The organism is Streptomyces sp. NPDC058000 (genome assembly GCF_042886435.1).
Lineage (GTDB): Bacteria > Actinomycetota > Actinomycetes > Streptomycetales > Streptomycetaceae > Streptomyces.
The window spans coordinates 18665-30991 of the sequence record NZ_JBHVQS010000021.1 but is presented as its reverse complement, the minus strand read 5'-3'; the positions used below and the strand labels follow the sequence as shown (position 1 = coordinate 30991).

The 12327-nt window shown below is 71.9% G+C and carries 7 protein-coding genes and 1 pseudogene; 5 read left to right on the top strand and 3 right to left on the bottom strand.

Features of this window, described 5'->3' with window-relative positions:
* Positions 1-381: 381 nt before the first annotated feature.
* Positions 382-1908, top strand: a complete 1527-nt coding sequence (locus ACFVT2_RS21270; RefSeq protein WP_390020024.1) for a glycoside hydrolase family 3 N-terminal domain-containing protein — start codon at positions 382-384, stop codon at positions 1906-1908.
* A 35-nt stretch (positions 1909-1943) separates the two neighbouring features.
* Here ACFVT2_RS21270 and ACFVT2_RS21265 read toward each other — a convergent pair.
* Both ACFVT2_RS21265 and ACFVT2_RS21260 read right to left on the bottom strand, forming a co-directional pair.
* Positions 1944-2416: pseudogene (locus tag ACFVT2_RS21265) on the bottom strand (IS5 family transposase); the annotation flags it as partial.
* A 1003-nt stretch (positions 2417-3419) separates the two neighbouring features.
* Positions 3420-3644, bottom strand: coding sequence for a hypothetical protein (locus tag ACFVT2_RS21260; protein ID WP_390020022.1), 225 nt, complete (start codon positions 3642-3644; stop codon positions 3420-3422).
* Positions 3645-4504: 860 nt separating this feature from the next.
* On the opposite strand from ACFVT2_RS21260, the gene ACFVT2_RS21255 reads away from it, so the two are divergent.
* The 4 genes from ACFVT2_RS21255 to ACFVT2_RS21240 all read left to right on the top strand — a co-directional run bounded on the left by ACFVT2_RS21255 (position 4505) and on the right by ACFVT2_RS21240 (position 10393).
* A complete protein-coding gene (locus tag ACFVT2_RS21255) occupies positions 4505-7216 on the top strand; it encodes a SpoIIE family protein phosphatase (RefSeq protein ID WP_390020020.1) in 2712 nt (903 codons plus the stop codon).
* Between the two features lie 268 nt (positions 7217-7484).
* Positions 7485-7721, top strand: a complete 237-nt coding sequence (locus ACFVT2_RS21250) for a ferredoxin (protein ID WP_390020018.1) — start codon at positions 7485-7487, stop codon at positions 7719-7721.
* On the top strand, positions 7711-9105 hold the full coding sequence (locus tag ACFVT2_RS21245; protein ID WP_390020016.1) for an NAD(P)/FAD-dependent oxidoreductase: 1395 nt from the start codon (positions 7711-7713) through the stop codon (positions 9103-9105). The genes ACFVT2_RS21250 and ACFVT2_RS21245 overlap by 11 nt, the downstream gene beginning before the upstream one ends.
* Positions 9106-9157: 52 nt before the next feature.
* On the top strand, positions 9158-10393 hold the full coding sequence (locus ACFVT2_RS21240) for a cytochrome P450 (protein ID WP_390020013.1): 1236 nt from the start codon (positions 9158-9160) through the stop codon (positions 10391-10393).
* Here ACFVT2_RS21240 and ACFVT2_RS21235 read toward each other — a convergent pair.
* Complete coding sequence (locus ACFVT2_RS21235; RefSeq protein ID WP_390020011.1) at positions 10383-12245, bottom strand: glycoside hydrolase family 15 protein; 1863 nt, start codon at positions 12243-12245, stop codon at positions 10383-10385. The genes ACFVT2_RS21240 and ACFVT2_RS21235 overlap by 11 nt on opposite strands.
* Positions 12246-12327: the final 82 nt, after the last annotated feature.

Below are 12327 nucleotides of genomic sequence, written 5' to 3'. Positions count from 1 at the left end.
ACCAGAAGTGCGGGGAGCGCGTCCGTGCGCCCACCAGTCACCCGCGGAGGAGTGGTGGTCCTGGCGAGTTCGACATCGGCCCGCGCATCCGCCGAGGACGGTCACATCCGCCTCTCAGGCAACTCAGGTCACTTGCTTAACTCGCGCCCCAACAAAGTGGACTAGACCAACTGACCGTGTCAAGGGCGGAGTTGACGGGAGTCACAGATCGGACCGGACCGGACCGACCGGATCGGACCGGATCGGATCGGATCGACGGAAGCCCCTCGACCGGGGGCGGGCGGGCCATCCCTTGACATCCCGGATTGGCCTAGGCCAATATCCGCTGGTCCGTACCAACACTCCGATCGATGCGTCGCCCCGACCCGGAAGGCCCCGTCGATGTCCTCCAGCAAGCACAGCAAGGAGTTGCGCCGACTCGCACTCTCCGTCCTCCAGCCGGGATTCGTGGGCACCGAGGCACCGGACTGGGTACTGCGCGACATCAACGACGGCCTGTCCTCCGTCGTGCTCTTCGCCCGCAACATCGTCTCGACCGAGCAGATCGCCCGGCTGACCGAGCAACTCCGCGCCGAAAACGCTGAGTTGATCGTCGCCATCGACGAGGAAGCCGGCGACGTCACCCGCATCGAGTCCGCGACCGGCGCCACCCGACCCGGCAACTTCGCCCTCGGCACCGTGGACGACCCCGAACTCACCGCATCCGTCGCTCACGACCTGGGACGCCAACTGCGGGCCGCCGGCGTCAGCCTGGACTACGCGCCGAGCGTGGACGTCAACTCCAACCCCGACAACCCCATCATCGGCGTCCGCTCGTTCGGCGCCGAGGCCGCCCTCGTCTCCCGCCACGCCGCCGCGTGGATCCGGGGGCTCCAGTCGGCCGGCGTCGCCGCCTGCGCCAAGCACTTCCCCGGCCACGGAGACGTCGCCGTCGACTCCCACCACGGCCTGCCCAGCTACGACGCCGGCCTCGACGAGATCGCCGCGCAGGCACTGCCCCCGTTCCGGGCCGCCGTGGAAGCGGGCGTGGGCGCGATCATGAGCGGCCACCTCCTGGTGCCCGCCCACGACCCGCACCTGCCGGCCACCCTCAGCCCCCGCATCCTCCACGACCTCCTGCGCAAGGAGCTCGGCTTCGACGGCCTCATCGTCACCGACGCCATCGAGATGGGCGCCGTCGCGGACCGCTACGGCATCGGCGGCGCCGCGGTCAAGGCCGTCGCCGCCGGCGCCGACGCGGTCTGCGTCGGCGGCGAGAACGCCGAGGAGTCCACCGTCGCCCTCCTCACCGACGCGCTCACCGACGCCACCTCCCGCGGAGAGCTCACCGAAGAGCGTCTCGCCGAAGCCGCCGACCACGTCCGGGCGTTCGCCTCGTGGTCGCGCCAACTGGGCGAGAACGTCACGGTCGATCCGGTCCACGGCGACATCGGCTTCGTCGCCGCCCGCCGCGCCCTGCGGACCCACGGCCCGGTCGACGACACCCTCCCCCTGACCGCCCCGCCGCACGTGGTGGAGCTGGTGCCCTCGACCAACCTCGCGATCGGCAAGGAGACGCCCTGGGGTGTCGCCGCACCGCTGCGCGAACGGCTGCCCGGCACCACGTTCGTCCGCGTCCCGCACCACCAACTCGCCACCCGCCCCACGGCCCTGGCGCACCACGCTCTCGCACCCGCCGCCGGGCGCCCGCTGGTCGTCGTCGTCCGGGACGCCGCCCGGCACGCGTGGATGGGCCGCGCCCTCGCCGACCTCACCGCCGCCCGCCCGGATGCCGTCGTGGTCGAGATGGGCCTGCCGAGCGACTCCCTCCCGGGAGCGGTCCGGATCTTCACGCACGGCGCCACCGCGGCCTCCGGCGTCGCCGCCGCGGAAGTCCTGGCCCACGGCCGCCCGGGCCGTACGGCGTAGGTCGCCGACCCGTCACCGGTGCCGCCCGCCAAAAGTCCGCGGATGCGGGGTATCGCGTCCAGCAGTGGCATCAGCTGGGTGACGTCGTGCCCCTTGCCGCCGGTCAGTGAGACGGCGAGCGGGGTGCCGTGCCGGTCGACGATCAGGTGGTGCTTGCCGCCCGGCCTGCTCCGGTCGACTGGCGGAGGCCCGGTGTGAGCCCCCCTTTGAGGGCTCTGACGTGCGAGCCGTCCACTGCCGCGTCGTCCATCTCCAACAGACCGGACCTGCGGAGTTCGACGAGGAGCGTGTGGTGCAGGCGGGGCCATACGCCGGCCTCGGTCCAGTCCCGCAAACGACGCCAGCAGGTCACCCCGCCGCAGCCGATCCGCTCGGCCGGGACATCTCGCCAGCTCACCTCTTTACGCAGCACGCAGACGATGCCCGCCAAGGCAACGCGGTCGTCCACCAGCAGCCTTCCGGGGAATCGGCGCCGCCGCGGCGCACGGGCCGGGAACAGCGAGGCCATCCGCTCCCACAGATCATCAAAACAAGATCGTCTAACACCCCGCAGACCCCGCCCGACACCGCCCTCAACCACCAACCGCCACACCGAACCCATTCTGAAGCGATCAGTTACGTATGCGCTGGAAACCGAGGAGGGCGGTGTGCTTGACCGCCGGGCAAGCACGAGCAAACCACTCTCTTCTGAGCAGGTCAGCAAGTGTCCCGCCCGCGGGCGCACGGAGTGATCGCAGCGTGAGGTCGACCTCCGCGCCAAGCTCCTGCCCAGCCCACGCGCGCAGGGCTAATCGCACGGATCAGTCTGGGCGCTGACCGTGTACGCGCGGGTATCCGATGTTGGTCTCTGGTCCCACAGCAGCTCCCCGCTGGAACCGGGTTCTACCGAGCCTCAGTGGTTGCCGGCTCTGTGGCCGCCGTGGATGGGGAAGTCGTGGAGGAGGTGGCTGAGGGGAGCGTCCCCGCTGTCCACACACGAGTTCTCAACGCATGTGAACCGGTGGTAATCCGGGTCGGGCTGCCACCGGCCGGAGCCGTGTGCGGGTCCATGCCGGGACCCGTTCCAGTGGCCGCTGCCGCCAGAGCCAGAGCCTGCGCCGGGGCCGTTGTTGTTCGGCGTCAGGGAGGCTGACGATGCTGACGACGTGAGCGGCGTCAATGGGGCCGCCGTGGTCGCGCTGGCCGCACCGACAGCTGTCATGGCGAGTATGGGTGCTGCACACGCCGCGGCAGCCACTCGGCTCATCCTGGCCTTCCGTGTGCGCATGATGACACCCCTTTTCCGGGGCGAAATATGATCTTGGGTCGTGGTAGCGGGGTCCGATGGCCGTGCCCGCTCTGCAACAAGACATTCGACGTCAGCGTCACTCTCCTCCCTCATGGCCGATTCGCCAGGGCCGAACGGCCCAGGGTGCGAGAGCCGGTCGGTCCTGATTCGCCGTGTGCCAGCTCCCGCCCCGGGGCGGGAAGACTGCGAGGAACGGGAGGGAAGCCTTGATTGAAGGCAGGCTTCAGCGGAGCGGGATGATGTCGAGTACGACGATGGTCTTCTGGGGGTAGCTGACGAGGATGGCGGCGATGGCGTCGTCGGTGTGGACGGCGCGGTTCCATTCTTCGGCGATGCCGCGGGGTGCTGTGTTGCCGAGGGGGTCGTGGCAGGCGGCTTGGCGGGTGAGGGGTGCTACGTAGCTGGCGCGCAGGATGTAGTCGGGCGGCGCGCACGCCCGCCTGTGCACCGGTTCCAACGGCGCGGGCTGCAACTACGACATGGGCGCGCAGAACGGCGTCTGGGCCGACCTGACACCCATCAACTCGATCACCCTCGACCAGCCCTGAGGCCGGGCGCGGCAACCGCGTTCCCCGTCGCGCCGGGCCGGCAGCGGCCCGCCACCCGCTGCCGGCCCGGCCGCGACCCCGACCGCATCCGCTGCCCACCCCGGTGTTCGGGCATCCGCAGCCCACCCCTGCCCGACCGGTTCCCGCGCCGCGTACCGAGTGGGGAGCGGAGGGCACGAAATCAGGGGGGCGGCATATGCACACCTGGATCCTGGCGGTACTCATCCCGGCCGGTCTGATCGCCGTGGGCGCAGCGGTGTTCCCGATCTGGACGTGGTTGGGCATGGACCGGCCGGTGAAACACCACAGGCGGCCACGTCGGCAGCGGCGACTTCCCGTTCGGCGGCTGGCAGACCATCGCCCCCGGTCAGGGGCAGACCGCCAGATGGGTCAGCCGACTGGAACCCTGCGGGCGCACCGCGGCGTTCGAACTCATCGACCTGGGCGGGAAGCCGTGGGGCGCCCAACTCTTCCTGGAACCCCGGACCCGTGTCCCCGTCCTCCGCCACCGCAACGGCACGGTGCTGGTGGCGAACGTACGGCCCCGTCCGGAAAGCACCAGGTGACGGGCGCCGGCACACGGTCGTCCCCCGGGCGGGCCCGTGCCGACGTCGGCAGTGGTCCACCGGCCCCGGTGCGGTCACGGTGGGTGACGGGCCGTTCCGGACCGGCACGGGGCGGGGCCGCCGAGCGGCGCCGACGGCGGACATGATGGGTGGCAGGGCAGCGGTCCCGCCCGGGGAGTGTTAGAAATAGCAGCATGGCCGCAGGGTCCGGCCGATACCGGCGCGCAACAGTACGGTCACTGACCGAACGACGCCCGCAGAGTCTCGCGGGGCAGGTCTTCCTGCTGCAACTCACCGTCGGCCTGCTGCTCGTCCTGGGCGCGCTGGCGGCGCTGCTGCTGACCTCGCGGCACGACGCCGAGGAGGAGGCCCGCAACCGCTCGGTGGCCGTCGCGGAGACGTTCGCCCACTCCCCCGGCGTCCAGACCGCGCTGAAGGCCCCGGATCCGTCGAAGATCTTGCAGCCCCTCACCGAGACGGCCCGCAAACGGGCCGGCGTCGACTTCATCGTGGTGATGAACACCCACGGCATCCGCTACACCCACCCGAAGCCCCAGGAGATCGGCCACCGGTTCGTCGGCAACATCGGCCCGTCGCTGGCCGGCCGGGTCCGCGTCGAGAGCGTGCACGGGCCGCTCGGCCACGAGGTGCAGGCCATCGTGCCGATCACCGATCCGCGGGGCTCGGTCGTGGGCCTGGTCTCCGCGGGCATGAAGGTGGCGAGCGTGAGCCGGGCGATCGCCGGGCACCTCCCGGCGATCTTCGTCATCAGCGGCGCGGCTCTGGCGCTCGCCACGGCCGCAACGGCGGTGATCACCACCAGACTGCGGCGCCAGACCCGCGGGCTGGGGACCGTCGAGATGAGCCGCATGTACGAACACCACGAGGCGGTGCTGCACGCCGTGCGGGAGGGCGTGGTCATCGTCAGCGCCACAGGCCGCGTGCTGCTGGCCAACGACGAGGCCAGACGGCTGCTCACACTGCCCGAGGACGCCGAGGGACAGGAGGTGTCGCAGCTGCCTGGCCTCGCCCCCGGGCTGGCCGGTCTCCTGGCGTCGGGCCGGGCCGCCACCGACGAGATCCACCAGGCGGGTGGCCGGCTCCTCGCGGTGAACCAGCGGCCCACCGACCGGCACGCCGCCGGCATGGGGACGGTCACCACCATCCGCGACTCCACGGAACTGCGGCTGCTCTCCGGCCGCGCCGAGGTCGCCCACGAGCGCCTGCGGCTGCTCTACGAGGCCGGGGTGAGCGTCGGCACCACCCTCGACGTCGCCCGGACCGCCGAGGAGCTCGCGGAGGTCGCGGTCCCGCGGTTCGCGGACTTCGTCACCGTCGATCTCGCGGCCCCCGTCCTGCACGGCGACGAACCGGCCGGGAGCGGCACCCAGCAGATGCGCCGCACCGCCGCACACGGCATCCGCGCCGACCACCCCTTCCTCCCCGCCGGCACGTCGATCACGTTCGTGGACGACACGCCCCAGGCCCGCGGGATGGCCAACGGCCACTCCCAGGTCGTCCCGGACCTGTCGACGACCCCCGCGTGGCAGTTGCAGGACCCGGAACGGGCCCGGAACGTCCTGGCGTGCGGCATCCACTCGCTGATCACCACGCCGCTCAAGGCCCGCGGCAACATCCTGGGCGTGGCCAACTTCTGGCGCGGGCAGGAGTCGGAGCCCTTCGACGACGAGGACCGGTCGCTGGCCGAGGAGCTGGTGGCGCGTGCCGCGCTGAGCATCGACAACGCCCGGCGGTACACGCGGGAACACGCGCTGGCAGTGACCCTGCAACGCAGTCTGCTGCCGCGCACCCTGCCCGAGCAGAGCGCCATGGAGGTGGCCCACCGCTACCTGCCCGCCCAGTCGGGGGTGAGCGGCGACTGGTTCGACGTCATCCCGCTATCCGGCAGCCGGGTCGCGCTGGTCGTCGGGGACGTCGTCGGCCACGGACTGCACGCCGCGGCGACCATGGGGCGGCTGCGCACCGCGGTGCACACGTTCTCCACCCTCGACCTCACGCCGGACGAGCTGCTGGGCCACCTGAACGACCTCGTCGACCAGATCGACCAGGAGGAGGCGGAGGCCGGCAGCGACACCGGCATCACCGGCGCCACCTGCCTGTACGCGATCTACGATCCGGTCTCCCGGCGCTGCGACATGGCCCGGGCCGGCCATCCGCCGCCGGCACTGGTCCACCCCGACGGCACCGTCGAGTTCCCGGACCTGCCGGCCTGTCCGCCCCTGGGGCTGGGCGGCGTGCCCTTCGAGACCACGGAGCTGCGCCTGCCCGAGGGCACCCAGATCGTCCTGTACACCGACGGGCTGGTCGAGGAACGCACCCGGGACTTCGACGTGGGCATGGAGCTGCTGCGCGGGGCGCTGTCCCATCCGGGCCGGTCCCCGGAGGAGAACTGCCGGGCGGTGCTCGACCGCCTGCTCCCGGACCGTCCGCGGGACGACGTGGCGCTGCTGATCGCCCGCACCCGCGTACTCGGCCCGGACCGCGTCGCCGCGTGGGACGTGCCGTTCGACCCCGCGGCCGTCGCGAGGATGCGCTCCAGCCTCTCCGACAAGCTCGCCGAGTGGGGTCTAGACGAGCTCGCCTTCGCGACGGAGCTGGTGATCAGCGAACTGATCACCAATGCGATCCGCTACGGCTCACCGCCGGTGAAGGCCCGGCTGCTGCGGGACCGCAGCCTCGTCTGCGAGGTGGCCGACGGCAGCAACACCTCGCCCCACCTGCGGTACGCGGCGACGACGGACGAGGGCGGGCGCGGTCTGTTCCTGGTGGCCCAGCTCACCGAGCGCTGGGGCACCCGCTACACCCCGCAGGGCAAGGTCATCTGGGCGGAGCAACCCCTGCCCCCGAACGGCCCCGACGGCTCCCACGAGTCCGCCGCCCCGTAGCCGCCCACCGATCCGCCCTCCCGCGACCACTCAACACCCCTACTTCTCAAGGGAGTTGAGCGTGCGCGGTGCCCCAAAGCCCCCCGGCGGCCCTGCGTGCCCCGTGCGCGCCCGCCGCGACGGCTCGCGACTCACCCCGACGGCCGGGTGGGCGTGCGCCGCGCCGAAGAGCTACCCATGCTGGACCGGGGCCGGCCCACGATCCGGTGGTGCACCCGCGCGCACGGCGACCGGGCCCCCGATCACGTCGCGGAGGAGCGGAGAGTTCATGAGGCTTGTCGTTGATCTCAACCGGTGTCAGGGATACGCCCAGTGCGCCTTCCTCGCACCGGACGTGTTCACCATGCACGGAGACGAGGCGCTGATGTACGACCCGCAGGCCGATGACGCGCAGCAGGAACACGTACGGAGGGCGGCGGACGCCTGCCCCGTGAAGGCCATCACCCTCGACTACGCGGACCTGGACGGGGCCGAGGGGAAGGCGGGTGCGTCCCGTGTCGATTAACGGGTATCTGGAGGCGTTCCGGCGCGAGGGGCGCATCGTCATCGTCGGTGCGTCGCTGGCCGGCCTACGGGCCGCCGAGACGCTGCGCGCGGAGGGTTTCGCGGGCACGCTCGTCATGGTCGGCGACGAGCCCCACGAGCCGTACGACCGGCCGCCGCTGTCCAAGCAGGTCCTGTTGGGCAAGGTGCCGGCCGATCACACCCGGTTGCCGAGGCGGCGCCCGATCGACGCGCAGTGGCGGCTCGGGGCGGCGGCCACCGGACTGGATCTGGCGGGCAAGCGGGTGCGGCTCGCCGATGGCGACGCGCTCGACTACGACCGGCTGCTGATCACGACCGGGGTCCGGGCCCGTCCGTGGCCGCACGAGCTGGAGGCCGACCTGGACGGGGTGTTCGTGCTGCGCACCCAGGACGACGCCGTGCAACTGCACCGCCGGCTGACGGCCGGTCCGCACCGGGTGCTGGTGATCGGGGCCGGCTTCACCGGCTCGGAGATCGCGTCCGCCTGCCGTGAGCGGGGCGTACCGGTCACCGTGGCGGAACGCGGGGCGGCCCCGCTGGTGGGCGCGCTCGGCGGGGTGGTCGGCGAGGTGGCCGCGGAACTCCAGCGCGCGCACGGCGTCGACCTGCGGTGCGGGGTCCAGGTCACCGGGCTGGAAGGGGACTCCGCCGGCCGGGTGCGCAAGGCGCACTTCTCGGACGGCAGCGCGGTCGAGGCGGAGATCGTGGTCATCGCGCTGGGCGCCACCCGCAACACCGAATGGCTCGCGGACTCCGGGCTGGGCGCCGGCCCGCGCGGTATCGCCTGCGACGCCGGGTGCCGCGCCTTCGACGTACGGGGCATCGTCACGGACGACGTCTTCGTCGCCGGTGACGTGGCCCGCTCACCGCATCCGCTCTTCGGGTACCAGTTCCTGTCGCTGGAGCACTGGGGCAACGCGGTCGCACAGGCGGAGGTCGCGGCCCACAACATGGTCAGTGCCAGTGCCGAGCGGCGACCGCATCTGTGGATGCCGTCCTTCTGGTCCGCGCAGTTCGGGGTGAACATCAAGTCCGTAGGCGTGCCGCCGATGGCCGACCAGATCCTCGTCACCCAGGGGTCGCTCGCGGAGCAGCGCTTCACCGCGGCCTACGGCCACCAGGGGCGGGTCATCGCCGCGGTCACCTTCGACCAGGCGAAGTGGCTGGACTTCTACGAACGGCAGATCGAGCAGGCCGCGCCGTTCCCGCCCGAGTTCGCCACCGTCGACCGGCGCCCGGAGGGACTCCAGCCGGTCTCGGCCGGCTTCCCGGACCCCTCGCAGCCCAGCCACGGGCCCACCGTCACCCTCAGCGGGTATTCCCCGACCGACCGGCGCGTCTCGTTCACCCCGCGACGCGCCTGACCCGGGTACGCCGACAGGTCGCCTCCGGCCGCAGCACCTTGGAAGGAATCCCATGACGTCGGTCGCACTCCTGCACCGGATCCTCGACTACGCCAACCGTCCCGACCCGTACCCGCTCTACGCCGAGCTCCGCAGGACTCCGGTGGTACGCGATGAGGCGGGTCCCTATCTGGTCAGCACCTATTGGGAGATCAAGGGTCTGCTCCATGACCCTCGGATCAGTTCCGACTCCCGCAATCTGACGCCCGAGGCGGCCGAGGCCACCGGGCAGGACCAGGATCCCAACCTGCCACCGTCGTTCCTCCGGCTCGATCCGCCGGAACACGACCGGCTGCGCCGGCTGGCCATGCGCCCGTTCGGCCCGCCGCACACCCCGCGCCGGGTGTTCGACATGCACGGCGAGCTGGCCGGGATCGTCTCCGGGCTCATCGACGGCCTGCGCGGACGCGACACGATCGATCTCGTCGACGACGTGTCCTACCCGTTCCCCGTCACCGTGATCTGCCGGATCCTGGGCGTCCCGCGCGAGGACGAGTCGCACTTCCACGAGTGGGCCGACACCATCGCCGCCGGCCTGGACCCGGTCGGTACGGCCGAGGAGCGCGCGGCCAGGGCGCAGGCCGTCCGGCAGGCCCGGGGTGACCTCGCGGCCTATCTCGCCGGGCTGATCGAGGAGCGTCGGCGGGCTCCCCGGGACGACATGTTGTCCGCCATGGCCGCCGACCACGGCCCGGACGGACAGATGTCGCCGGTGGAGATGATCACCACCTCGGTGCTGCTGCTGATCGCCGGCCACGAGACCACGGTCAACCTCATCACCAACGGGATGCTCACCCTGATGCGGAACCCGGACGTGCTCCAGCGGCTGCGCGCCGAGCCCGATCTGGTGGTGCCGCTGGTCGAGGAGTTGCTGCGGTTCGAGCCGCCCGTGCAGATGCTGCCGCAGCGCACGACGCTGGCCGACATCGACGTCGCCGGGACCGTCATCCCCAAGGGCGCGTCGCTCTACCTCATGGTGGCCTCCGGCAGCCGGGACCCGCAGCGCTTCACCGATCCCGACCGGTTCGTCCCCGACCGCGCCGACAACCAGCACCTGGGCTTCGGCCACGGTCTGCACAACTGCTTCGGTGCTCCCCTCGCCCGGCTGGAGGCGCAGCTCGCGCTGACCGAACTCGTCCGCCGGCTCGACGACCCGCGACTGGTCGAGGATCCGCCCCCGTACCGGCAGAACGCGGTCCTACGCGGTCCCCGGCACCTGCCGCTCACCCTCGCCGGGGTCAGGGACTGAGCCGTCCGTGCGGGCCGTCCCACCCGGACGTGTCGTCGCGTTGCCGGTCCAGGGCGTCGTCCAAGGTGGTGGCCGCCATGATGAGGGACAGGTGGGTGAACGCCTGCGGGAAGTTGCCCAACTGCTCGCCGCTGGGGCCGATTTCCTCCGCGAACAGGCCGACGTGGTTGGCGTAGGTCTGCATCTTCTCGAAGGCGTAGCGCGCCTGGCGGAGCCTGCCGGCCCGGGCGAGGGCGTCGACGTAGAGGAAGGTGCACAGGCTGAAGGTGCCTTCGGAGCCGCGCAGGCCGTCGGGGGAGGCGAGCGGGTCGTAGCGGTAGACGAGGCTGTCCGACACCAGGGTGCGTTCGATCGCGTCCAGCGTGGACAACCAGCTCTCCGTCCGGGGTGCCAGGAAGCCCACGCGCGGGAGCAGCAGCAGTGAGGCGTCGAGCACCGTACCGCCGTAGTGCTGGACGAGTGCCTGCTGCTGTGCGTCCCAGCCGCGCTGCATGACCTGTTCGAGGATCGCGTCGCGGGCGGCGGTCCATTGGGGGGTGTTGGCGGGCCGGCTGTACGCGGCCGCCAGGCGCAGTCCCCGGTCGAAGGCCACCCACGACATCATCCGGCTGAAGGTGAAGTCCTGGCGTCCGCCGCGGGTCTCCCAGATGCCTTCGTCGGGGCGGTCCCAGGAGTCGGCGAGCCAGTCCAGGGTCCGGGCGAGGTTCTTCCAGCCGTGGTAGCCGGCCCGCATGGCGATCTCGCGCCCCTCCGACAGGGCGTAGAGCGCCTCGCCGTAGATGTCCAGTTGCAGTTGGTCGGTGGCGGCGTTGCCGACGCGCACCGGAGCCGAACCGCGGTAGCCCTCCAGGTGGGACAGGACCTCCTCGGGGAGGTCGGGGTCCCCGTCCACCCGGTACATGATCTGGAGCGGTTCGCTCCGGTCGTCCTCCGGGGGCTGCAGGCGGTCCCCCAGCCAGCGGGTGAACTGTGCCGCCTCCTCGGCGAATCCCAGGTCGAGGAGGGCCCGTACGGACAGCGACCCGTCCCGGACCCAGGTGTACCGGTAGTCCCAGTTGCGTTCGCCGCCCACCTGCTCGGGCAGCCCCATGGTGGCCGCGGCGACCGGTGCCCCGGTGGGGGCGTAGGTGAGCAGTTTGAGGGTGATCGCCGAGCGGTGCACGACGCCCGGCCACCGGCCCCGGTACCGGGAGGTGCGCACCCAGCGCTGCCAGAACTCCACGACCTCCCAGAACCGCTCCGCCACCGCGTCCGGGGTCAGGGGCGGCGGGGCCGGCGCGTCCGGTGACGCGTCGACGGTGAGGACGGCCGCGGCCAGTTGACCGGAGTGCAGGGTGACGGTGCCCCGCACGTCGGCGCCGTCGCGGTGCAGCGGGAAGGTGCTCTGGAGGTGTGCGGTGCTGCCCGGCGCCCGGAAGGTGGCGGTGCCGTCCCGCAGGTCGCAGGTGTGGGCGGCCCGGGCGTAGTCGAAGCGCGGTCGGCACTCCAGGCCGAAGCGGACCGTACCGCGGACCGCTCGGGCGCCGCGGATCAGCACGTGCCGGTCGGACGGCGTGCCGGTGCGGTCCGGCGGCATGCAGTCGAAGACCTCGCCGACGCCGTCGGGGGACATGAACCGGGTCACGAGTACCGCGGTGTCCGGGTAGTAGAGCTGTTTGCAGGTACCGCCCCGGTCTTCCGGCGCGAAGCGGAAGTGGCCCCCGCGGTCGTGGTCGAGCAGCGCGGCGAAGACGCTGGGCGAGTCGAACCGGGGCGCCGCGAACCAGTCGACGACCCCCTCGGACGAGATGAGCGCGGCGGTCTGTAGGTCCCCGACGACGCCGTGATCCGCGATGGCTGGGTACCGTTCCATGATCATCCCGCTTCCGTGGGGCGCGTACCTCCACTGTCCGCCCCCGCCGAAGGGCGCGCGAAGGCAGCGGACCCGGGCCGGT